The 21,535-nt window shown below is 69.0% G+C and carries 21 protein-coding genes; 4 read left to right on the top strand and 17 right to left on the bottom strand.

The window, feature by feature from the left end:
* Positions 1-85: 85 nt before the first annotated feature.
* A complete protein-coding gene (locus tag ACHFGS_RS10190; RefSeq protein WP_394289438.1) occupies positions 86-736 on the bottom strand; it encodes a TnsA-like heteromeric transposase endonuclease subunit in 651 nt (216 codons plus the stop codon).
* Between the two features lie 121 nt (positions 737-857).
* Between ACHFGS_RS10190 and ACHFGS_RS10185 the strand changes: the two genes are divergently transcribed.
* A complete protein-coding gene (locus ACHFGS_RS10185) occupies positions 858-1,145 on the top strand; it encodes a hypothetical protein (RefSeq protein WP_394278374.1) in 288 nt (95 codons plus the stop codon).
* A gap of 29 nt (positions 1,146-1,174) precedes the next feature.
* Entirely contained in the window at positions 1,175-1,489 is a 315-nt protein-coding gene (locus ACHFGS_RS10180) for a DUF6221 family protein (protein ID WP_394278375.1), read from the top strand.
* Between the two features lie 137 nt (positions 1,490-1,626).
* Here the strand turns inward: ACHFGS_RS10180 and dnaB are convergent, their stop codons facing one another.
* From dnaB to rpsF, 6 genes are all read right to left on the bottom strand, one after another.
* On the bottom strand, positions 1,627-2,997 hold the full coding sequence (gene dnaB, locus ACHFGS_RS10175; RefSeq protein ID WP_394278376.1) for a replicative DNA helicase: 1,371 nt from the start codon (positions 2,995-2,997) through the stop codon (positions 1,627-1,629).
* 445 nt (positions 2,998-3,442) lie between these two features.
* Entirely contained in the window at positions 3,443-4,576 is a 1,134-nt protein-coding gene (locus ACHFGS_RS10170) for a YncE family protein (protein WP_394289437.1), read from the bottom strand.
* 71 nt (positions 4,577-4,647) lie between these two features.
* Positions 4,648-5,100, bottom strand: a complete 453-nt coding sequence (gene rplI / locus ACHFGS_RS10165; RefSeq protein WP_394278378.1) for a 50S ribosomal protein L9 — start codon at positions 5,098-5,100, stop codon at positions 4,648-4,650.
* 11 nt (positions 5,101-5,111) lie between these two features.
* Positions 5,112-5,366, bottom strand: a complete 255-nt coding sequence (gene rpsR, locus ACHFGS_RS10160; RefSeq protein ID WP_005054609.1) for a 30S ribosomal protein S18 — start codon at positions 5,364-5,366, stop codon at positions 5,112-5,114.
* Positions 5,367-5,419: 53 nt separating this feature from the next.
* Positions 5,420-5,938, bottom strand: a complete 519-nt coding sequence (locus ACHFGS_RS10155; RefSeq protein ID WP_394278379.1) for a single-stranded DNA-binding protein — start codon at positions 5,936-5,938, stop codon at positions 5,420-5,422.
* Between the two features lie 5 nt (positions 5,939-5,943).
* On the bottom strand, positions 5,944-6,309 hold the full coding sequence (gene rpsF / locus ACHFGS_RS10150) for a 30S ribosomal protein S6 (RefSeq protein ID WP_394289436.1): 366 nt from the start codon (positions 6,307-6,309) through the stop codon (positions 5,944-5,946).
* A 167-nt stretch (positions 6,310-6,476) separates the two neighbouring features.
* Between rpsF and ACHFGS_RS10145 the strand changes: the two genes are divergently transcribed.
* Positions 6,477-7,478 carry a hypothetical protein gene (locus ACHFGS_RS10145; RefSeq protein WP_394280217.1) on the top strand — a complete coding sequence of 334 codons (1,002 nt, stop codon included), beginning with the start codon at positions 6,477-6,479 and terminating at the stop codon, positions 7,476-7,478.
* A 41-nt stretch (positions 7,479-7,519) separates the two neighbouring features.
* On the top strand, positions 7,520-8,683 hold the full coding sequence (locus tag ACHFGS_RS10140) for a hypothetical protein (RefSeq protein WP_394280216.1): 1,164 nt from the start codon (positions 7,520-7,522) through the stop codon (positions 8,681-8,683).
* A 16-nt stretch (positions 8,684-8,699) separates the two neighbouring features.
* Here the strand turns inward: ACHFGS_RS10140 and ACHFGS_RS10135 are convergent, their stop codons facing one another.
* The 10 genes from ACHFGS_RS10135 to ACHFGS_RS10090 form a co-directional block, all read right to left on the bottom strand.
* Positions 8,700-10,043: a DUF6716 putative glycosyltransferase gene (locus tag ACHFGS_RS10135; RefSeq protein WP_394280215.1), complete on the bottom strand. Its 1,344-nt coding sequence runs from the start codon at positions 10,041-10,043 to the stop codon at positions 8,700-8,702.
* Positions 10,040-10,912: an N-acetylneuraminate synthase family protein gene (locus ACHFGS_RS10130; protein WP_394280214.1), complete on the bottom strand. Its 873-nt coding sequence runs from the start codon at positions 10,910-10,912 to the stop codon at positions 10,040-10,042. Before ACHFGS_RS10130 ends, ACHFGS_RS10135 begins: the two co-directional genes overlap by 4 nt.
* A 123-nt stretch (positions 10,913-11,035) precedes the next feature.
* Positions 11,036-12,226 (bottom strand): cytidylyltransferase domain-containing protein, encoded by a 1,191-nt coding sequence (locus tag ACHFGS_RS10125; protein ID WP_394289435.1) that lies wholly within the window; start codon positions 12,224-12,226, stop codon positions 11,036-11,038.
* Positions 12,226-13,560 carry a polysialyltransferase family glycosyltransferase gene (locus ACHFGS_RS10120; RefSeq protein ID WP_394280213.1) on the bottom strand — a complete coding sequence of 445 codons (1,335 nt, stop codon included), beginning with the start codon at positions 13,558-13,560 and terminating at the stop codon, positions 12,226-12,228. The genes ACHFGS_RS10125 and ACHFGS_RS10120 overlap by 1 nt, the downstream gene beginning before the upstream one ends.
* The gene (locus tag ACHFGS_RS10115) at positions 13,557-14,534 is read right to left on the bottom strand and encodes a glycosyltransferase family 2 protein (protein WP_394280212.1); all 978 of its coding nucleotides are present in this window, start codon (positions 14,532-14,534) and stop codon (positions 13,557-13,559) included. The genes ACHFGS_RS10120 and ACHFGS_RS10115 overlap by 4 nt, the downstream gene beginning before the upstream one ends.
* Before the next feature lie 81 nt (positions 14,535-14,615).
* Entirely contained in the window at positions 14,616-15,008 is a 393-nt protein-coding gene (locus ACHFGS_RS10110; protein ID WP_394280211.1) for a DUF779 domain-containing protein, read from the bottom strand.
* A gap of 41 nt (positions 15,009-15,049) precedes the next feature.
* Positions 15,050-16,597, bottom strand: coding sequence for an aldehyde dehydrogenase family protein (locus tag ACHFGS_RS10105; protein WP_394280210.1), 1,548 nt, complete (start codon positions 16,595-16,597; stop codon positions 15,050-15,052).
* A gap of 100 nt (positions 16,598-16,697) precedes the next feature.
* Positions 16,698-18,014: a GAF domain-containing protein gene (locus ACHFGS_RS10100; protein ID WP_394280209.1), complete on the bottom strand. Its 1,317-nt coding sequence runs from the start codon at positions 18,012-18,014 to the stop codon at positions 16,698-16,700.
* A 187-nt stretch (positions 18,015-18,201) separates the two neighbouring features.
* Positions 18,202-19,632 (bottom strand): CCA tRNA nucleotidyltransferase, encoded by a 1,431-nt coding sequence (locus ACHFGS_RS10095; protein WP_394280208.1) that lies wholly within the window; start codon positions 19,630-19,632, stop codon positions 18,202-18,204.
* A 176-nt stretch (positions 19,633-19,808) separates the two neighbouring features.
* Positions 19,809-21,332, bottom strand: a complete 1,524-nt coding sequence (locus ACHFGS_RS10090) for a methyltransferase (RefSeq protein WP_394280207.1) — start codon at positions 21,330-21,332, stop codon at positions 19,809-19,811.
* Between the last annotated feature and the right edge of the window lie 203 nt (positions 21,333-21,535).

Here is a 21,535-nt window from a genome sequence, read left to right as displayed (position 1 = left end):
ACTGGTCAAGAGCCATCGTGCGTCGTGTCTTTCTGTGAGTAGCTTTAGTCGGTTCTCACTGACCATCGCACGATGGCTCACCACGTCAACGACGTGACACCCAGCACCGAGAACTACACCACCCCAGGGGACGCCACCCTGTGACCTGCCGGATTGCAGCTCCGACGCTGGTCGGTGCGGTGACCGCGGCGATGGCTGCGTCGACCTCATCTGGGAGGAATTGAGACACGCGTCGATACCCAGCGAGGAATCGCACGTTCCGCGCCAGCACCGGGTCAGGCTCGGACTCCACACGGTACTCCCAGCCCCACCCCTCGACGACTTCGCGGGTCCAGTCGAACTGCATCCGCACCTTCGGCCTTGTGAGCCTGTCTCGTGGCTTTACGTCCACCACACGCATTCGCCCATCTTCGAGTCCGAACAGGAAGTCGGGGACGTGCCTGCGAGTACGCGCCGCGTCCGCCCGTACGAGTTGGAACGGCTGCGAGCCCATCCAGATGACCTGGGGATCGAAGTCGGCCAACTGAAGACGGCTCAGTTCCAGGCGCGACTCGTACCAGACAAGGCCCGACATCGTTGCTGCCCAGTACCAGCCTGGAAAGTGACGCTGCCCTCGCCGCGACATCGCGGCCCGGAACGGCAGGCCCATCGCCACCTTGTCTCTGGACACCTCGCAAGCTGGAATGCGGACCACCTTGTCCACATCCACCCTTACCAAGACCTCTTCAGTAGTCACCGCACGACTCCCTCCCGCGAGCCCGACGTTGCGTTTGGGTATCGTACCGCTAGTCGTGAACCGCGAATCGCTAGTCATGAATGTGACATTCACTAGTGGCATATGTGGGAAACTCTGACTCGTGACGGGATCGTCGATCACTGAAGCCGAAGCCTCCAAGGCGCTGTTCAGTAGCGTGCACATGCACACAGTGATCGCTGCAATCGCCACAATCGACGGCGAGGAATTCTCAGCGCCGCAGATCGCGTCGCTGACGGGATTGGCAGGGAGCATCGTCCACGGCATTGTGGGACGCCTGCAGCGCGCCGGCGTGATCGAGCGCGCCACACATCAGGGCCCCGACCGAACCGTTCTCTACCGGCGACGTCGCACGGACGTACTCGACGTACTCGCACGACCCCTCGATTAGCGGCCATGCCCGATGACTCAACTGCGCTCGTGGATTTCCTGCTGACGCGTGTGGAGGAAGACGAGCGAATCGCTGATTATGTCGCATCCGTGTCGCCGACAGACGACGCGCAGTTCAGCGCCTGGGCAACCCAGTTCGCGTTCGATCCCGAACGGATGATCGTCGCGGTGGACTACCAGCGACTGGAGGCGGAGTGCGCCGCAAAGCGCCGGATCATCGAGGCCTTTCGCGCGGCGCCTGCCGCAACTTCCGAGACCCTCGAGGCCGTGCTGCTGGAACTCGCTTCCGCCTACGCAGATCACCCCGACTATCGCCGCCAGTGGCGACGCCAGCAATGGGGCTGAGCCTTCCTCGAACTACGCCCTGCTGAGGCCCCTACGCGCCTACCTACGAGAGGCGCGCCTACCGTCACAGTTTGCGAGTCCGCAATGTAGCTCGCAAGGTGGCGCGGTATCCGCAACTTTCACGCGGATCCGACACGTCAGTCCATCCCGACGGCCATGTCGGTGAAGCGGGAGAAGTGGCCCTGGAAGGCGACGACGACGGTGTCGGTGGGGCCGTTACGGTGCTTCGCGACGATCAGGTCGGCCTCGCCGGCGCGAGGGCTGTCTTTCTCGTAGGCGGCCTCGCGGTGCAGCAGGATCACCATGTCGGCATCCTGCTCGATCGAGCCCGACTCACGCAGGTCGCTGATCGCGGGCTTCTTGTCGGCACGCTGCTCGGGTCCACGGTTCAGCTGCGACAGTGCGATGACCGGCACCTGCAGCTCCTTCGCGAGCAGCTTCAGCGCACGCGAGAATTCCGAGACCTCCTGCTGACGCGACTCGACGCGCTTGCCACTGGTCATGAGCTGGAGGTAGTCGATCACGACCATCTCCAGACCCACCCGCTGCTTCAGCTTGCGGCACTTCGCCCGGATCTCGACGAGCGTCATGTTCGGGCTGTCGTCGATGTAGAGGGGCGCATCGTTGATGCGGCCACGCGTCGACGCGATCGTCGTCCAGTCGCGGCTGTCCAGCATTCCCTTGCGCATGCTCTGCAGCGGCACGGACCCTTCGGCGCTCATCAGACGCATCGCGATCTCGCTGCGGCCCATTTCGAGGGAGAAGAAGACCGTCGGCCGGTTGTGCTTGATCGCTGCGGCGCGGGCGAAGTCGAGCGCGAGCGTGGACTTACCCATTGCGGGGCGGGCCGCGACGACGATCATCTGACCGCCGTGCAGACCGTTGGTGAGCTGATCGAGCCCTGCGAACCCGGTCGGGATGCCGGTCATCTGACCGTCTCGACCCCGTGCCGCCTCGATCTCCTCCACGGCAGCGTCGACGGCCACCTGTAGGGGAACGTAGTCCTCGGACTGCTCGGCACCTGTGACGGAGTAGATCTCGGCCTGCGCGTTGTTGACGAGGTCGAGCGCTTCGCCCTGGCCGTTGTAGCCCATCTGGACGATCCGGGTGCCGGCTTCGACGAGGCGTCGCAGCAGAGCCCGCTCGCGGACGATCGACGCATAGTACGCGGCGTTCGCCGCAGTCGGAACGATCGAGGTCAGCGAGTGCAGGTAGTCCGCGCCGCCGGCCCGCTGCAGGTCGCCGGTCTTGATGAGCTCGTCGGTGACCGCGACGACATCGGTGGGTTCACCGTGCGAGTAGAGCGAGAGGACCGCTTCGAAGATGAGCTCGTGCTTGGGGACGTAGAAATCGGTGCCGCGAAGCGCCTCGATGACGTCGGCGACCGCGTCGCCGGAGAGCAGCATGCCACCCAGAGTGCTCTGCTCTGCAAGCATGTCGTGCGGCGGGACTCGCTCGGCTCCGCGGGGTCCGCCGAGGCGGTCGTCCGACAGATCCGCGATCGACATGAATCCCCTTTTCCCCGGCCAGCTGGATGGCCTCCCGACACGTTAGGAGCGGCCTCCGACACTCGCAAACCACCCTGTGGATAACTCTGTGGAGAGATTGCGGGAAACGCCGCCTCGTCTGTGAGCAAGGGCTGTGGAAAACTCGTCGAATCCGCCGGATCGGGTGCGCTTATTTCGGTGTTTATCTGGGGTTTTATTTCACACAGGCTGTGAATGGGAGATGTGCTTAAAGCGGGAGTTGAAGGTTGTGAGTTCGAGGAGCCTCATGTGTAGAACTCTGCGAAAGTCAAGTGAGAATTCTGCCGCGCGCGTCGCGCCCCCGTCGCGGTATGACGCGCGCCGGCACCACCGCAGACCCGCCGACAATCGGGCACTCAGTCACCCAGGGTGTAGTTGGGTTCCTCGGACCGCATCGGGCCCGTGCGCGAGGCGTCGGCGACTCGTCCTACTCGCCGGTCTTGAGGAAGCGCAAGAGGACATCCTCGTACCGGATGTCGTCGAGGTCGTCAGCGGTGATGTCGATGACCGCCAGCGTGCTGCCGTCACGCGAGATCTCGATCTCCCTCAGCCATTTCCCCACCGGTTGCTGGTCGGTGACGACGCCACTGGAGGCGACGATCTTCGACACACCACCGTTCGGGAGGTCTGCGACGAACAGACTCCGCGCGTCATTCGACGCCACGACGCCCTCGGGAGAGCCGAGGTCACCCAGTTCGATCGTCCTCGCGAGTGTGGCCTCCGGGATCCGGTACACGAGGAGCCGGACCAATCCGTCGATGTCTCCCGCCGGAATGTACAGCGCCTTCCCGTTCTTCGAGAATGAGGCGCCCGCCTCGACGACCGGCGAGCCGGCCTTCCAGAGGTCGATGCGCTTCCCGATCTCTCCCGTCTTGGCGTTGATCGCCCAGAGCCGCGGCTTGCCGTCCATGGGACTGGAGTCAATCACGTAGAGGCGCCGACCGTCACTCGTTGGCAGAACGTCGCCGGGCCAGTCGACCGAGAACTGCGGGAACGTCATCAGAGTCCGGACCGCCCCCGTGCGAGTGTTGAGGATTTGGACCGTCGTCGAGTTCGTGAGGTACACGCCGACGCCACTCGGCCCGAAGACCATTGAACTTCCTTGCCCACGTACTGCCTTCGGCGCGATGGTGCGAACGATCTTCTTGGTCGCCGTCGAGATGACGTGCACCCGATGGCCGGCGTTCGGATACCAATTGCCCGCCACCAGCACACGACCGTCTGGCGAAAGGGCAAGGTCTGCCCTCGCAGCCATATCGATTCGCGCCTTCCGCTTGCCCGTCGCCGTGTCGACGACATCGACGCCTCGCTTTTCGGTCGTCACGTACGCCGTCGACCCGTCCGGGCTGAGCGCGAAATCCACCACCCCCGCGTACGAGGACATCGGCTGGATGGCACCGGCCGGCTTCGTCGCGGACTGCGCAGGCGTGACAGCCCCGCCAAGCAGCAGCAACGCGGCCGCAGCCGCCGCGATGATCGTCTTCCCCCGGGTGCGCATCCCTCTAACCCCCTTGTTGGCCGGATGTCCCGCAAGGCTAACCCGGGGTGTGACCAGAACCAACCCCATTCAACGACGGATGCCGCGACCCGACGCAGAGCGTGGGATCGCGGCATCCGTGATGCGCGCCAGGATTACTTGGCGGCGACCACCTGCAGGGTGATCACGGCGGTGAGGTCGTCACGGAGGCGAACGGTCGCCTCGTGCTCGCCCACGGCCTTGATCGGCGAGGTGATGTGGATCTTGCGCTTGTCGAGGTCACCGAGACCCGCAGCCTTGACGGCGTCGGCGACATCGGCGGTCTTGACCGAACCGAAGAGACGTCCTTCGGCACCGGCCGTGACGGCCAGCTTCACGGTGTTGGACTCGAGGGTGTTCTTGAGCGCCACAGCCTCTTCGTGGTCGTGGATCGCGCGGGCCTCGCGGGCGGCACGGATGGATGCCACCTGCTTCTCGCCACCGCGGGTCCAGGCCACTGCGAAGCCCTGGGGGATGAGGTAGTTGCGGGCGTACCCGTTCTTGACCTCGATGACGTCGCCGGCGCTACCGAGCCCGGCGACCTCGTTCGTGAGAATCAGCTTTGCCATGTCGGTGCTCCTTACCGGCCAGCGCCGGCGTAGGGCAGGAGCGCCATTTCGCGGGCGTTCTTGATCGCCTTGGCGATCAGACGCTGCTCCTGCACCGAGACTCCGGTGATACGACGGGCGCGGATCTTCCCGCGCTCCGAGATGAACTTACGAAGCGTCGCGACGTCCTTGTAGTCGATGACGCCGACGCGGATCGCCTTCGCGGGAGCGGCGTTCTTCGCGCCCTTCCGCGGCTTGCGGCGATCGCCGGTTGCCTTTCCAGCCATGTGTCTTCCTTAAGAGATGTGGATGCCGCGCCTCGCGGCATCCGGAATTCGAATCAGAACGGGGTGTCGTCGCCGTAGCTCGTCCCGGGCGCGCTCCAGGCGTCAGGGGCCGAGGACCCGGGCGTGGCCCAGGGCTCGTCCTGCTGAACCTGCGGACGCGACTGCTGACCGCCGCCGAAGCTGCCACCGCCACCGCCGCCACCGCTGGACGCGGCGCGGGTGACCTGGGCAGTGGCGTAGCGGAGCGAGGGGCCGATCTCGTCGACCTCCAGCTCGATCGCCGTGCGGTTGTTGCCTTCGCGGTCCTGGTAGGAGCGCTGCTTCAGGCGGCCGGTCGCGACGACCCGCATGCCCTTGGTGAGCGAGCCGGCCACGTGCTCAGCGAACTCGCGCCACACCGACGCGCGGAGGAACAGCGCTTCGCCGTCCTTCCACTCGTTGGCCTGACGGTCGAAGCTGCGCGGCGTCGACGCGATCGTGAAGTTCGCGACGGGCAGGCCGTTCTGCGTGTAGCGCAGTTCGGGGTCTGCCGTGAGGTTTCCCACGACCGTGATGATGGTCTCGCCGGCCATGAGCCTTAGGCCTTCGCAGCCTTGCGGGCAGCCTTGGCCTCAGCGCGCTCCTTCTCGGCGGCGACCTGAGCGATCGCCTCCTCGGCACGGAGGACCTTGGTGCGCATGATCTGCTCGTTCAGCTTGAGCTGACGGTCGAGCTCCTGCGTGGCCTCGCTGGTACCCGTGAAGTTGACGACGGCGTAGATGCCCTCGTTCTTCTTCTGGATCTCGTAAGCCAGACGGCGCTTGCCCCAGACGTCGACGTTGTCGATCGAGCCACCGTCTGCGGTGATGACCTTCAGGAACCCATCGAGCTTGGGAGCGACCTGGCGCTCGTCGATCTCGGGGTCGAGAATCACCATGAGTTCGTACTGGTGGATGTGCGTCACTAACCCACCTCCTTCGGACTAGAACGGATGCCAGGCGGTTCCCGGCATCAGGAGGGTTGATGCACGTGTCCGCACTGATTGCGCATGGGCGCAGACGGACAACCACAACAGTCTAGCGGATGCCACGTCCCGCCGCGGAATCGGGGTGTCCCGGTACCGTGGCCGTCATGGAATGGACCGCGGACGTCTCGGCCGGCGACTGGCTGCGCGGGCGCATAGACGATCCGTGGCAGGGGACGATGCACGACGTCGTGCCGCGGGGGTTCGAGGCGTACGCGCGGGTTTTCCACCCGGCATCCCGCGACCGGCCCCACGGCGCGGCTTGGCCGGACGCACCCTACTCCGACGACCGCGCGTGGACGGCCTTCATGGAGCGGCATCCCGATCTCATCATCGAGAGCGAGGAGGTGACGTGGGCGCAGGCCGCGGCCGCGCTCGGGACGACCATGCATCCGCTGGCGCAGTGGCACTCCCTCGCGAGGTTCGACCCGCTCGCGAATCGGGAAGACGACCCGCGCGACGCCGACGGGTGGCGCTACCACGACCCCAACGAGGGTGCGCTGCCGGCCGACCTCCTCACATCCCTCGCGCGGGTGCTGGCCGGTCACACGCAGACACCGGATGCCGGTGCCGTGGCGCTCTGGGAAGGGTGGGGCGGCCTCGTCGGTCATCTCGGGATCGGTCCGTCCCGCGCCTTCTATCAGGCGAGTGACCTCGACGACGCCGCCGCCGTGCAGCGTCACAACGCGATGCTCGGGAACAGCGTCAAGGACGTCTGGAACAACGTGTTCCGCAGGCGCACCTGGCAGGAGGGGATCCTCTCGAAGGAGATCTCCGAGGGCCCACGCTTGCGGCTCCCGAACCGCGACTTCGTGCTCTTCGCCGGCGGGATCTCGGCGTTCACCGCCGAAGACTGGGCGTTGAGCGTGCCCTGGCGCGATCTCAAAAGCGAAACGCACGGATTCGCGCCGAACGCGCAAAGCCCGAACCTGATCTGGCCCGCGGATCACGCGTGGGCGCTGGTCGGCGAGATCGACTTCGACTCGACGATCGTCGGCGGGTCGGCGGAGCTGGTCGCAGCACTCGTCGCCGATCCGCGGCTCGAAGCGGCGGTGATCCCCGCCGACACGGTGCTCGGCTACGACGCGCCTGACCCGCTCACCCCCTGACGCGGATCGCCGCCGCGCGGCCGCCCGGTACGGTGGCGGGCATGAGCTTCGATCCGACGCCCCTGACCGAGCCGGTCGATCGCGCCACCGTGAAGGCCCACCGCGCCCAGCTCATCGCTTCGCGCCGCGCTCCCCGGACCGGCGTCGCGGGCACCGTCCTCGGCGTGGTCCTGGCGCTGTTCTTCGGGATCACGCTGCTGAACACGGTCATCGGGGCGATCGTCTCTGCCTCGCGCGGCGGCGGGTTCGGGTCGTACGTCCCCCTCCTCGTCATCGGAGCGGTGGGGGTCGGGGCGACTCTCCTCATCGTGCGGAACGTCCGCGGCTCAGCCGAGCGCGGGTACCGGCTGGACCGGTTCGCGCAGGCGAACGGGCTCACCTGGTATCCGCGGGCCGTGGCGCCGTCGCTGCCCGGCATGATCTTCGGTCACGGGATCTCGCGGGAGGCGGTCGACATCGTGCGCGGCGAGCGCCCCCGCTTCGTGGAGTTCGCGAACTACCGATACACGACGGGCTCGGGCAAGAACAAGACGACGCACCGCTGGGGGTATGTCGCCATCAAGCTCGCCTCGCCCCTGCCGCACATCGTCCTCGACGCGGTCGGCAACAACGCCCTCTTCGGCTCCAACCTGCCGCGGGCGTTCGACAAAGACCAGCGGCTCAGCCTCGAGGGCGACTTCGACCGACACTTCACCCTGTACTGCCCGGAAGGGTACGAGCAGGATGCGCTCTATCTGTTCGCCCCCGACATCATGGCGAGGTTCATCGACCACGCCGCTCAGCTCGATGTCGAGATCATCGACGACTGGATGTTCCTGTACAGGAAGGGCCAGCTGGCGACGTTGGACCCAGGCACCTGGGCATGGCTGTTCTCCGTCGTGGGGGCCCTCCTCGACAAACTCGCGCAGTGGGAGCGCTGGCGCGACGACCGCCTCGCCGCGCACAGCGCCGCCACCACGGCCGGTCACTCCGCCGACGTCGCGGCCGGCGACGAGGTGGGTGCGATGGCAGCAGGCGCCACCGGCGCGGCATCCCTCCCCTTCGCCTCTCCCGTCGAAGCACTGCGACCGCCTCCGGGGGTGGCAGCCGAGGGCCGGAGGCTGAAACAGCGACTGCCGTGGCTCGGCATCATCGTCACCGTGCTCTTCGTCGTCGCCTTCTTCGTCCTGCAATTCGCGGACGTCATCGGCGCTCTCGTGCGGTGAGGCTCGCCCGGGCGACCTAATCGCCGACGACGGCGACCCGCGGCATCCGGCGCACGATCGGGTCCTGGTAGCGGGCGGGGGTCACCGTGATGTCGGACGCCGGGTCCGACCAGGTGCCCGCGCCCCGCGCACCGAAGATGCGGCGGACGGTGAGGATCGTCCAGACGAGCGGTGCCCCGACCATGAGCGCGACCGCACCCGCGACGGAACGGTCCTCGTCGCCGAGCACGGCCTTGCGCTGCCAGGCCCGGTGGAGCGCGCCGCCGCGCGGTGGCGGCACCCGCCGAGCGGGGAGATCGCCTCGCCGGCGCATCGCGACGAGCTCGCGCACGTCGATCCACCAGGTGGACTCGGCGGGATCGTGGAAGTAGTTGTCCAGCTTCCACCGCTCGTTCGGATGCCGGAAGCGCCGCGCGATCACGTCGGCGGCGCTCCCCTGGACGCCACTGCCGGTGAAGACCGTGTTGAGGTGCTCCTTCGACACACCGAAGGTGTCCAGCGCGATGACGGGGACTCCCATCGCGATGGCCTCGATGGCGGCCGTGGAACTGACCGTCACCAGCCCTTCGGCGCGCTGGAGAGCAGTGGCCATCGGATCGTGTGAGAACACCAGGTTCTCGGGCCGGCTCTGCAACAGATCGGCGAAGGCGGTGCGCTCGAAGTGCGTCTCACTCTCGCCCTGATCGGGACGGGAGCGGAGCTTCACGACGACCCGCCGCGAAGGATCCGCCGCTGCTGCCGATCGAAGGATCCCGGCGAGCGCGAGCCTGTCGGCGGGATCGCGGGGCACGATCGCCTGCGCCGCGAAGACGAGATCGTCTCCCGTGCTCGCTTCGGCGGGGCGCGGCTTCGCGAACGGGAGGGTGGCCAATCCGAAGCGCAGCCCGACCCCGAGCCGGTCGGCGAGGTCGGAGAACGCCCGCAGCTCGCGACGCGAGTGGACCACCATCAGGTCGGATTCGCGCCGGTACAGCAGCGCGCCGCGCTGGGCGGGGATCGACATCCCCGGCATCCCGGTCACGACGACCGGTCGGCGTGCGAGCCGGTCGATCTCACGCATGACGAGGCGGACGAACGGGCCGCGACCGGCCAGCACGACGACATCGGGACGGTCGTGGGACAGCCAGGACGCGATCTCCTCGTGGGCGATCCGGGTGACGGCGTCGGGCCGGATCGCGGTGCCGCTCAGCGCGGCGCGTTCCTGCGCGATGCTGACCGTCAGCGGGGTGCGGACGAGGAGGAGATGCGGGTGCACGTCGGGGGCGGTGTCGATGAGCGCCGCCGCCCACTTCACGAACGAGTCAGCGTCGGCGATCGCGACCACCCGGAAGCGTGCGGGTCGGTCCCCCCGCCCGCTCATGCCGGGACGCGGCGGAGCTTCGCCATCGGCGCCAGCTCGCCCTCGTAGATGCGCTTGACCCCGTCACCCAGGGCCGCCTCGATCACGCGGATGTCGCGGACGAGCAGTTCGAGCCCGGACGGTTCGAGGGATGCCGCGTGGTCGGAGCCCCACATGGTGCGGTCGAGGGTGATGTGACGCTCCACCGCCACCGCTCCGAGCGCGACGGCGGCCAGCGAAATCTGCAAGCCGCGTTCGTGGCCGGAGTACCCGATCGGGATGCCGGCATAGCGGTCACGGAGGGTGGCGATCATCTTGAGGTTCGCCTCCTCGGGCTCCATCGGATAGGTCGAGGTCGCGTGCATGAGGATCGTCCGGTCGGTGCCGAGGACGCCGAGGGCGTGATCGATCTGATCGATCGTCGACATTCCGGTGGAGAGGATGACCGGCTTCCCCGTCTCGCGGAGGGCTTGCAGCAGCTCGACGTCGGTGAGGCTGGCCGAGGCGACCTTGTGCGCGACGACACCGAGATCTTCGAGGAAGTGCACGCTCGGCACGTCCCACGGCGACGCGAACCAGTCGAGACCGTGAAGCGTGGCGTGGTCACCGATCTCGATGTACTCGTCGCGTCCGAACTCCACGCGGTGCCGGTACTCGAGGTAGGTCATCGTGCCCCACGGGGTGTCGCGCAGGGTGTCGCGCATGTGCGGCGGCGTCGCGATCTCGGGAGTGCGCTTCTGGAACTTCACCGCGTTCGCGCCCGCGCGTGCGGCGACGTCGATGAGCTGCTTCGCGGTGGCCACGTCGCCGTTGTGGTTCAGCCCGATCTCGGCGATGACGTACGCGGGGTTGCCGCCACCCACGACGTGGGATCCGATGGTGACCGTCATGACGTTGTCCTTTCGTCGGAACACCTCCAGGGTGCGAGCCGGGTGTGAATGACGGATGAACCCCGGATGGCGGAGCCGGGTCGAGGGTCTGACGGGTTCGTCGCGGTGCGCGCCTTCGCAGGGTCAGTGCGGGCCGGGGCCGGGCCGTCGCCCGGCGAGCACCAAATCCGCCAGCTCGCGGACCGCTCCGTCTCCGCCGGCGCGCTGCAGCACGACCCGGGCGGCCTCCCGGACGGCGGGGTGGGCGTCGGCGACGGCGACCGGCCAGCCGACGAGGGCCATCGCGGGCAGGTCGTTCACGTCGTTGCCGAGATAAGCGGTGTGGCCGAGGTCGACGCCGCGCTCGGTCGCCCAGCGCCTCAGTTCTGCGGCCTTGTCGTCGATTCCCTGCCGCACCTCGACCCGCAGCTTCTCGCCCCGAGCTCGGACGACGGGGTTCTGCTCGGTCGACAGGATGAGGAGGGGGATGCCGGCACGTCGGAGCAGCCCGACCCCCATGCCGTCCGACCGGCTCACCCTGACATGCTCGGCTCCGGCCGCGTCGATCCACGCCGAATCGTCGGTGTGCACACCGTCGAAGTCGGTGACGACGGCGGTCGCGGTGATCGGCCCTGCGCCGTCGACGACTCTGGCGAGCGCTGACGCGAAGCGCAGCTGCTCTGGATCGTCGATCTCGACGGCGGTCACCTCCGGAACCTCGACCACGCGGGTCCGGCCGAAGAACCGGTGGCCTGCGGTGCGGAATCCGTCGGTGTCGAACACGTAGAACGCGCCGGTCTCGACGAAATGCGGTTCGCGATCCTGCCGCCGAGGGCGATGCGCGGCATCGTGACCCACCGCGCGGGCGAGCCCCGCGGCATCCCGTCGCCAGACGAACTCGTAGCTCTCGCGCGCGGCGAACACGCTGTCGGCCCGGCCGGTCTGCACCACCGCGATCGCCTCGGTGAGCGCCGCCGGATCGATGAACGGGCTGGTCGCCTGGAGGAAGGCGGTCACCTGAGGGGTGATGCCGTCCTGGCGCAGCGTGGCGAGGGCGTGCAGCACGGCGCTCTCCGAGGTGGCGGTGTCGCCGGAGATCTCCGCGGGGCGGTCGAGGACGTGAGCGCCCGCGTCGCGCGACGTGTCCGCGATCGCCGCATCATCGGTCGAGACGACGACCAGATCGACCGAACCCGCGGCCTGCGCCGCCCGGATCGCCCGGACGACGAGGGGGATGCCGCCGACCCGGCGGAGGTTTTTGCCGGGCACACCCTTCGACCCGCCCCGGGCCGGGACGATCGCGACGACGTCGACGGAGCTCCGATCGGTGTGCATCAGCTTCCCTTCAGGGCCTTCCACGCGCGGCGTCCTCGTCGGACGGCACCGCGCGCGCTGAGCTGCGCCTCGGTGAAGCGGCTTGCCGCGTCGCGAGACGCGAGGGTGCGGGCGAGCAACGAGGGCCGGCTCCCTCCCGGCAGGCCGAGTTCGCCGAGGCGCTTCGCCGAGAAGTATCGGGTCCGATCCGGGGTGGGAGCCGCGGCGAGGTAGGACTCCGCGCGGGGTCGCAGATGCGCGGCGGTGCGGGGCTGCATGGCGTAGCCGACCGCGTCGATGAGCTGCTGCAGATCAGAGGGCTGCTCTTCTCGGGTGAGGGCGTCGATGATCGTGACAGGGATGCGGTTGCCGTTCTCATACGGCGTCAACCGGTGGAGCAGAAGTTCGGTGCCGACCGCGGCGATGGGGATCTGCGACAGCGCCTGGAGAGTCGGCAGGGCCGTGGAGAACCCGGCGACCGCCCCCACGAAGGGCGTGCGCACCGCGAGCACTTCGGCCGGCGCCGCGCCGCGGTACACCCGGAGCGGGATGCCGCGGGTCCGGGCGTGGTCCGCGAGGTGATCGATGACGTCAGGTGTGGATGACGGGTGCGGCTTGAAGACGATCTCGGAGGGGTCCCACCGGCGCGCAGCGTCGATCATGTCGCGCTGCATCGCCTGCTCCTCCTCGGAGGAGATGAGCCGGAGCGCGGCGAGATACTGGCCGAGGACGAGCACCGGGCGATCACCCGAGACCAGGTCACTTTCTGGGGCCGCACTGTCGGCGACCTCCGCGATCACGCGGCGAAGCGTTTCGACAGGCACCGGCAGCCGCGCCGAGCCGGTCTCCGCGAACAGCAGCGGCTCGACCCCGGCGACGGTGTCGGCGTACACGACGCCCCCGATGCGATCGGTGACGACCCGCGGCCAGCGGTTCCGGATCGGTGAGTACGTCATGAGCCCGTCGCCGATGATGTGGAGCTGGCTGCCGGGGAAGATGTCGACGAACTCCCGCGCCGGCGCAGCCTGCGGGCTCTGCACGTAGAGCTCGACGGTGTCGCCCAGTGCCCACGCCGCAGACAGCAGCCGGGCGAGCGCGGGCGCGTCTTCGTGGCGGACGCGCCAGTGGACCGGACGAACAGGAGTGAGCAGCGCGTTCAGGTCGATGACCCGGTCGAAGCGGTCGCGGAGGGGGGCCAGCCCCGCTTCCTCGGCGATGCTTCGTGCCGCTTCGGGGATGATCGCGGTGTTCACCGCCACCAGCACGCGATCGCCGGGCGGGATGATGCCGGCGTCGATCGCCGACACCGCCGTCATCAGCCCATAGGCCGAGTTCAGAACGAAGACCTGCGTCATGAGACGCGCGACTCCCGCACGAGTCTTGCGAGGACACGACGGCGGCGGTCGGACAGGCGCGAGAGCGATGCGTCGAGTTCGTCACCCGGAATGGAGCGCAGCAGATCTCGGATGCCGCGCCGCAGCGCCGTGCGATCGGCCGTCGCCATCGCTCGGGCGCGGAAGAGATGGTATGCGCACACCGACAGGGTGGTGGTGACGATCTTGGGGCGGAACCTGTCGGCATCCGGGTCCTGCTCGACCGCGTCCAGCGCTTGCGCGAAGGCGGGCAGGAAGTCGAGTTGGCGGCGGTCGAACACCTGCGTGAGCGACGTGCTGACGCCGCGGCGGTAGAGGATCGGCGGGGCATCGACGACGGCGAAGGACGAGGCGCCGAGGTGCAGGCGCCAGATCCAGGGACGGTCCTCTGCGGTGAACAGGCCCGGCGGGAAGTGTGCGAGGCCGTCATCGAGGACGCGGCGGTGGAACATGCCCGCCCAGGCATACGGATAGTCGACCATCGTCGTCTCGTCGGCGGGGAGGATGGCCTCGCGCGGGGACAGGACCTGTCCGCGGCGCCCGAACGGGGCGCGCACGAGCCGCCGTCTGCCGTCGGTGTCGGTGATGTGATCGGTGCGGACGAAGTCGCATTCCAATCGCGACATCGTCGCGACGAGGTCTTCCAAGCGCCCCGGATGCATCCAGTCATCGCCGTCGACGAAGCAGAAGAACTCCGTGTCGACGAGGTCGAGGCCCTGATTGCGCGCCGCGGCGAGACCGACCGGCTCGCCGTTCGACACGATGCGCACATCGGCGAGGTCCCGGGCGAAGTGCTCGACCTGGGTGCGGGTGTCGTCGGTCGACCCGTCATCGATCATGACCAGGCGCATCCGCTCCTGCACCGCGAACTGCCGCCCCAGCGTCGTCAACGTCGTCCCGATGTAGGGACCCGCGTCCTTCGCCGGCAGGATGACGGTGAGGATCGGGGTGGACACCCCGCGATCCTCACAAAACAGGGTGTCGCCGAGGTGGCCTCCGGGTGAACATCACCGACCGCCGTGCCACCAGTCGTGCGATCAGGCCTCGCCGAGACCGAGCGCGACGAGCTCGTCCTCGTCCAGCATCCGGGAGCGCACGATGAAGCGGTTGCCGGTCGGCGCCTCGACGCTGAACCCCGCTCCGCGCCCGGGCACGACGTCGATGGTGAGGTGGGTGTACTTCCAGTACTCGAACTGCGCCTCCGAGATGTAGACCTCCATGGGGTCGTCGAGTCCGACCTCGAGCGACGCGAGGTGCACGTCGCTCGGTCCGGTGAGGAACATCCCCACCGGGAAGCACATGGGCGCACTGCCGTCGCAGCATCCGCCGGACTGGTGGAACATCAGCGGGCCGTGCTGCCCGGTCAGGTCGCGCAGCAGGGCCGCCGCGGCATCGGTCACGGCGACCCTGCTGAACATGGTCTCGGTCATAGGACTCAGACGAAACGGGAGATTCAGAAGAAGCGGAAGACTCAGAAGAATCCCATCGCGCCCTCGGCGTACGACACGAGCAGGTTCTTCGTCTGCTGGTAGTGGTCGAGCATCTTGAGGTGGTTTTCGCGACCGATGCCGGACTGCTTGTAGCCGCCGAACGCGGAGTGGGCGGGGTACTGGTGGTACGTGTTCGTCCAGACGCGGCCCGCCTCGATGGCGCGGCCGGCGCGGTAGGCGGTGTCGCCGGAGCGGCTCCACACACCGGCGCCGAGGCCGTAGAGGGTGTCGTTGGCGATCGACATCGCGTCGGCGAAGTCGGTGAACGAGGTCACCGAGACCACCGGTCCGAAGATCTCCTCCTGGAAGATGCGCATGTCGTTCGTGCCCTCGAACACGGTCGGCGCGACGTAGTAGCCGCCGCTCAGCTCGCCGCCGAGGTCGACCCGCTCACCGCCGGCGAGCAGCTTCGCGCCGCCCTCCTTGCCGATCTCGATGTAGCTGAGGATCTTCTCGAGCTGGTCGTTCGAGGCCTGCGCGCCGATCATCGTCTCGGGGTCGAGCGGGTTGCCCTGCACGATCTTGCCGACACGGTCGAGGCCGTCGGCGAGGAATCCGTCGTACATCGACTTCTGGATGAGCGCACGCGACGGGCAGGTGCACACTTCGCCCTGGTTGAGGGCGAAGAACGTGAAGCCTTCGAGCGCCTTGTCGTAGTAGGCATCCTTCTCGCGCGCGACGTCGTCGAAGAACACGTTCGCCGACTTGCCACCGAGTTCGAGGGTCACCGGGATGAGGTTCTGCGACGCGTACTGCATGATGAGCCGCCCGGTCGTGGTCTCACCCGTGAACGCGACCTTGCGAATGCGCTTGTGCTGCGCGAGCGGGGCGCCGGCTTCGATGCCGAACCCGTTCACGATGTTCACGACGCCCTCCGGCAACAGGTCGCCGATGATGTCGAACAGGAACAGGATGGATGCCGGGGTCTGCTCTGCCGGCTTCAGCACGACGCAGTTGCCGGCGGCGAGCGCGGGGGCGAGCTTCCACGTCGCCATCAGCAGCGGGAAGTTCCACGGGATGATCTGCCCGACCACGCCGAGCGGCTCGTGGAAGTGGTACGCGACGGTGTCTTCATCGAGCTGGCTGAGCGAACCCTCTTGGGCCCGCAGCACGCCCGCGAAGTAGCGGAAGTGGTCGACCATGAGCGGGATGTCGGCGTTGAGGGTCTCGCGGACCGGCTTGCCGTTCTCCCACGTCTCGGCGACGGCGATCGCTTCGAGGTTCTGCTCGATGCGGTCGGCGATCTTGTTGAGGATGACGGCGCGCTCGGCGGGCGTCGTCTTCTTCCACGACTCGAACGCCTTCCAGGCGACCTCGACGGCGCGGTCGATGTCCTCGACGGTGCCGCGTCCGACCTCGCAGAACGGTTTGCCCGTGACCGGGGTGATGTTCTCGAAGTACTGGCCCTTCACGGGTTCGACGAACTCGCCGCCGATGTAGTGGCCGTACCGGGCGCGGTACTCCGCGACCGCGCCCCTCTGGCCGGGTGCGGCGTAGACGCTCGAGACGCCCTCTTCGACGATGGTCATGCTGTCTCCTTCGACGTCATGGTCGCGGCGGCTCCGCCGCGATATCGGATGCCGGGGACGCTACGCCCCGCAACGTTGCATCGGGTTGCGCGGATCGGGGTCAGCGGGGCTCGAGCAGCTCGAGGCGGGCGACGACGCCGGCGCGCTTGGGCGAGCGGGCCGGGAGCATCCCCAGGCACAGGCGGAGGAGGTCGGCGTCGCCCTCGCCGTCGGCGGTGTCGGCGTAGGCGAGCAGGACGTCGACGCCGGCTTCGCCCATCAGGGCTTCGCGCATCGTCGCGCGCACCGAGGTGCGCAGCTGCTCCACGCCGGGCGCGACGGAGTCCGGCAGCACCGGGCCGGGGTACGCCGACAGCGCGACGCGATGAGCGCCGCGATCGAGGAGGGAGACCACGTGCTGGACGTCCGTCTCGAGCTCCGCGGGGAGACGGTAGGGGCGGGATGCCGGGACCAGGCGCGGTGCGACCCGCTCGAGCACTTTGCGGAGCCGGACCATCTCGGGTCGCAGCGTCTCCGTCGCCGGCTCGCCGTAGACCAGCTCGGCGAGCGCCTCGGCGGACAGACCCTGCCGGTGCGTCGCCAGCATGAGCAGGATCTCGGCGTGGCGCGCGGTCAGCTCGACAACGGTACCGGACGTCTCGCCGGCCGCCTCCAGCAGGGCGCGGTCGCGGCCTAGGACGTGCAGCGTCGCATGCGTCACCCGGCGCGGGCGCGCGCTCCGGCGCCGCGGCGCCTCAGCGGCAGCCCGGAGCCGCGCGACCAGCAGCTCGCCCTCGATCGCGCGCGCCGTCGCGTCGACGAGGAGCCGAGCCTGCGGAGTCGCCGCCTCCAGATTTCCGGTCACGTCGATGACCCCGAGGAGGCGTCGCGTCTCGGGGTCATGAACGGGCGCCGCCGTGCACGACCAGGGCTGCACGAGCCGATTGAAGTGTTCGGCCTGCCTGATCTGCACCGAGCCGTCGATGGCCAACGCTGTTCCCGGGGCGCTGGTGCCCACGGCATCCTCCGCCCAATTCGCCCCCGCGACGAAACCCATTGCTCCGGTCAGGCTGCGCACCTGTCGGTCGCCCTCGACCCACAGCAGCCGGCCCGCCGCGTCGCCGACGGCGACCACGACGCCGGAATCCTCGGCGCTGCCGGGCAGCAGCAGACTGCGCACTATCGCCATCGCCCCGGCCAGGGGATGCGCACGCCGGTACTCCTCGAGCTCGCTGGTCGGAAAGTCGAGTCGCGGCACGGATTCCACACCGACAGCGGATGCCAGCGAGCGACGCCACGAATCGCGGACGACCGGGCGTACGGCGGCGATCCGTGGATCGGCGGCGTTGCCGGCGATCAGCTCCTCGTGGGCGCGCTCGACGAGCAGACGCGAGGTGCCGGGAGTGACCTCGGTGCGCGCGGCCCACGGCGACGACATTCGGCTCCGATCGACGGTGAAGGAGCGGGTTCGCGGCTCAGTTTAGGCGGGGCCGAGCGCCCTCCGCCAGGGCTCCCTTGTCGGCATCCCGCCCTGTCGGTAGCGTCGGTCACGTCGGCCCTCATGGTCGCGGACCGCGACCTGCCGGATGTGACGCCGATCACGTCCGTCTGACCGGACGGTTTCCTCACGCCCCCCGGGCAGCCCACCATTCGCGGAGGCGCTGCTCTGCGGCATCCGGCCCGATGACACCCTCGTCGAGGCGGATGTCGAGGAGGAACCGGTACGCCTCGCCGACCTCGCGGCCGGGACGGATGCCGAGGATCTCCTGGATGCGGTTGCCGTCGATCTCGGGCCGCATCGCGTCGAGCTCCTCCTGCTCGGCCAGCTGCGCGATCCGCGTCTCGATGTCGTCGTAGGCAGAGCGCAGACGCCCCGCCTTGCGCTTGTTGCGGGTCGTGACGTCGGCGCGCGTGAGGATGTGCAGGCGCTCGAGCTGTTCACCGGCGTCGCGCACGTAGCGGCGCACGGCGGAGTCGGTCCACGCGCCCTCGGCGTACCCGAAGAACCGCAAGTGCTGCTCGATGAGCTGCGTCACCGCCGAGATCGTGTCGCTGTCGAACCGCAGCGCCTGCAGCCGTTTGCGTGCCAGGCGGGCGCCCTTCACATCGTGGTGGTGGAAGCTGACGGCGCCGCCCGGCTCGAGCTTGCGCGTCGCCGGCTTCCCGATGTCGTGCAGCAGCGCGGCGAGCCGCAGCGTGACGTCGGGCGCGGCATCGGGGTGCCGGTCCTTCTCGAGGTCGATCGCCTGCTGCAGCACCGTGAGCGAGTGCTCGTAGACATCCTTGTGGTGGTGGTGCTCGTCGACCTCGAGACGGAGGGCGGGCACCTCCGGCAGGAACAGGCCCATGAGACCCGTCTCCACCAGCAGACGGATGCCGGGAAGCGGCCGGTCGGTCGCGAGAAGCTTCACGAGCTCGGCCTGGATGCGCTCGGGGCTCACGATCTCGAGGGTCGTCGCGAGCCGCTCCATGGCCGCGACGGTCGCGTCCGCGACCTGCATGTCGAGCTGGCTCGCGAAGCGCGCGGCGCGGAGCATGCGAAGCGGATCGTCGCCGAAGCTCACGGCGGGGTCGGCGGGGGTGCGCAGCGTCTGGGCGACGAGGTCCTCGACCCCGCCGGTCGGGTCGACGAGCGCGGGGCCTGGGATGCGCAGGGCCATCGCGTTGACGGTGAAGTCGCGGCGGACGAGGTCCTGCTCGAGGGTGTCACCGAACGCGACCGTGGGTTTGCGGGTCACGCCGTCGTAGCTGTCGGCACGGTACGTCGTGATCTCGACCTGCTCGCCCTGGATCTTTGCGCCGATGGTCCCGAACGCGCGGCCGATGTCCCACGTCGCCGTCGACAGCGGCTTCACGATCCGGAGGATGTCGTCCGGGCGGGCGTTCGTCGTGTAGTCGAGGTCGTTCGTGCGGCGGCCGAGCAGGGCGTCGCGGACGGGCCCGCCCACGATCGCGAGCTCGAAGCCGGCGTCGGCGAAGGCGAGCCCCAGCGCGGCGGTCACCGGGGCCTCCGCGAGCGCGCCCAGGCGCGCGAGACCCTCAGCCATATTCAGCATGATCTCCAGCCTATCCGCGGCGTGCTGCGCTCCGCGGTGGCCGTGCACGGATGCGAGATGCCGGCGTGGCCGTGCGCGGATGCGATGGATGCCGCGCGGCACGCCGGGCCGCGGCATCCCTCACCGGTGTGTCGCCGACGATCCGTTGCAATCCGACCCGGCCGCGCACCGCGGCGTCACGCCACCCGCAGGAACCCCGTGAACACCAGCTCGCGCACGCGCGGCAGGAGATCAGCGCGCAGCGCCGTGGCATCCGCTCCCAACAGGTCGGCGATCGCGTCGATCAGCACCCCGACCGGCAGGTCGCCGTCGCTCGCGCCGACGAGGGCCGCGAGCGCCGGATCGACGTCGAGGACGCGTGCGAAACCGCCGCCCTGGCGGAGCTCGATGACGGTCGGGTCCTCCTCACCGGGACGGTGATGCCGGGCCTCGGTGACATCGGATGCCGTGATGACCGTCGCCGCGGCGAGCGCCTCGTCGTCGAGGAGCCCCAGCCGGTCCCACGCGGCGAGCGCCTCGCCCAGGTGGGGCCCGAGCGCACCGGCGACCGGCTGCGACACGCGCTCGTAGCGGGCGAGCGGCGGCATCCCGATCGGCGTCCGGCGCAGCAGCAGGTACCCGAAGCCGATGGCGGTCACGCCGCGGGCGGCGAAATCGTCGAGCCACGCGTCGATGAGCCGCGCGTACTCGGGGCTGCCCGGCACCGTGCCGCCGTCGCGCACCCACAGTTCCGCGTACGACAGCGGGTCGAGCTGCTCGCGCTCCACGATCCACGCGTCGAGAGGGACAGCGGATGCCGCGACCCACCCCCTTACCCGCTCGAGGCCGTCCTGGCCGTCGCGGTACTCCCAGTTGCCGAGCAGCTGAGCGGTGCCGCCCGAGGTCAGCACGTCGCCGACGCCCGACACGAACGCGGCGACGAGGTCGTCGCCGGCGAACCCGGCATCCCGGTACTCGTACTCCGGCACGCCCGCCACCCGCGGCGTGATGACGAACGGCGGATTGGAGACGACGCGGTCGAACCGCTCTCCGGCGACCGGCTCGAACAGGCTGCCGTGGCGGGTCTCGATGCCGTCGAGACCGTTCAGCGCCGCGTTCAGCTCCGTGAAGCGGAGCGCCCGCTCCGACACGTCGGTGGCGACGACCTGCGGCGCGGCCCGACGCGCTCGGAGCGCCTGGATCCCGCAGCCGGTGCCAAGATCCAGCACCCGCTCGGCCGGCGTGCTCAGCTGCAGTCCCGCGAGGGTGAGCGAGGCGCCGCCGACGCCGAGCACATGCCCCGTGGGCAGAGCGCCGCCCACGGCCGCCTCGTCGAGGTCGCTCACGACCCACCACGACACGGCGCCCGCGGCATCCGCCAGATCCTGCGGACGCAGCAGCACCGCGGGGGTCACCGTGTCGCCGTCCACCGTGACGAGCCCGAGTGCCGCAAGCCCCCTCGCACCGGTCTCCGGCAGGGCACGGTCGACATCGGCGACGGATGCCGCGGTGCCCAGGAACAGCGTCCGGCAGAGCACCGCGAGCGCGTCACCCCGGCCCTCGAGCGCCCGGAGGGCCGGTCCGTGCAGGCCGCGACCGGTCGCCGCATCGGCCACCGGACCCCACACCCGGCGGACGGCGTCAGCGGTGTACCCGGCGCGGGTCAGGTCGGCGCGAAGCGCGGCGACGAGGGCGGCGTCGGTCGGGGCGGTGTGGCTCACCCCACCATTCAACCCTGCCCCGTCCGCGTGCGCAGAGGAAGGTGAGCGGATGCCGGGCACACCGGAGCTATCCGGGGGTTCAAAGGAGCGGAGCCGTAGACTCACACCCGATGGTGCGGTCATGGATCGCACGGGAACCGACCTGACCATGACCTTCTCCTCACCTGATCCGGGTCGCCGCGCCACACGCCGCGGCCACGCGA

The sequence above is a fragment of the Microbacterium sp. genome (assembly GCF_043427715.1).
Lineage (GTDB): Bacteria > Actinomycetota > Actinomycetes > Actinomycetales > Microbacteriaceae > Microbacterium.
The sequence above is the reverse complement of the archived record's forward strand: the minus strand, read 5'-3'. Positions and strand labels throughout refer to the sequence as shown.

What these genes read in the sequence shown, in the direction of transcription:
- ACHFGS_RS10095 (WP_394280208.1), bottom strand. Translation starts at nt 19,632, where the DNA reads ATGCTGAATATGGCTGAGGGTCTCGCGCGCCTGGGCGCGCTCGCGGAG.
- ACHFGS_RS10100 (WP_394280209.1), bottom strand. Translation starts at nt 18,014, where the DNA reads ATGTCGTCGCCGTGGGCCGCGCGCACCGAGGTCACTCCCGGCACCTCG.
- rpsR (WP_005054609.1), bottom strand. Translation starts at nt 5,366, where the DNA reads ATGGCTGGAAAGGCAACCGGCGATCGCCGCAAGCCGCGGAAGGGCGCG.
- dnaB (WP_394278376.1), bottom strand. Translation starts at nt 2,997, where the DNA reads ATGTCGATCGCGGATCTGTCGGACGACCGCCTCGGCGGACCCCGCGGA.
- ACHFGS_RS10155 (WP_394278379.1), bottom strand. Translation starts at nt 5,938, where the DNA reads ATGGCCGGCGAGACCATCATCACGGTCGTGGGAAACCTCACGGCAGAC.
- ACHFGS_RS10130 (WP_394280214.1), bottom strand. Translation starts at nt 10,912, where the DNA reads ATGACGGTCACCATCGGATCCCACGTCGTGGGTGGCGGCAACCCCGCG.
- ACHFGS_RS10105 (WP_394280210.1), bottom strand. Translation starts at nt 16,597, where the DNA reads ATGACCATCGTCGAAGAGGGCGTCTCGAGCGTCTACGCCGCACCCGGC.
- ACHFGS_RS10140 (WP_394280216.1), top strand. Translation starts at nt 7,520, where the DNA reads ATGAGCTTCGATCCGACGCCCCTGACCGAGCCGGTCGATCGCGCCACC.
- ACHFGS_RS10145 (WP_394280217.1), top strand. Translation starts at nt 6,477, where the DNA reads ATGGAATGGACCGCGGACGTCTCGGCCGGCGACTGGCTGCGCGGGCGC.
- ACHFGS_RS10125 (WP_394289435.1), bottom strand. Translation starts at nt 12,226, where the DNA reads ATGCACACCGATCGGAGCTCCGTCGACGTCGTCGCGATCGTCCCGGCC.
- ACHFGS_RS10135 (WP_394280215.1), bottom strand. Translation starts at nt 10,043, where the DNA reads ATGAGCGGGCGGGGGGACCGACCCGCACGCTTCCGGGTGGTCGCGATC.
- ACHFGS_RS10110 (WP_394280211.1), bottom strand. Translation starts at nt 15,008, where the DNA reads ATGACCGAGACCATGTTCAGCAGGGTCGCCGTGACCGATGCCGCGGCG.
- ACHFGS_RS10120 (WP_394280213.1), bottom strand. Translation starts at nt 13,560, where the DNA reads ATGACGCAGGTCTTCGTTCTGAACTCGGCCTATGGGCTGATGACGGCG.
- rplI (WP_394278378.1), bottom strand. Translation starts at nt 5,100, where the DNA reads ATGGCAAAGCTGATTCTCACGAACGAGGTCGCCGGGCTCGGTAGCGCC.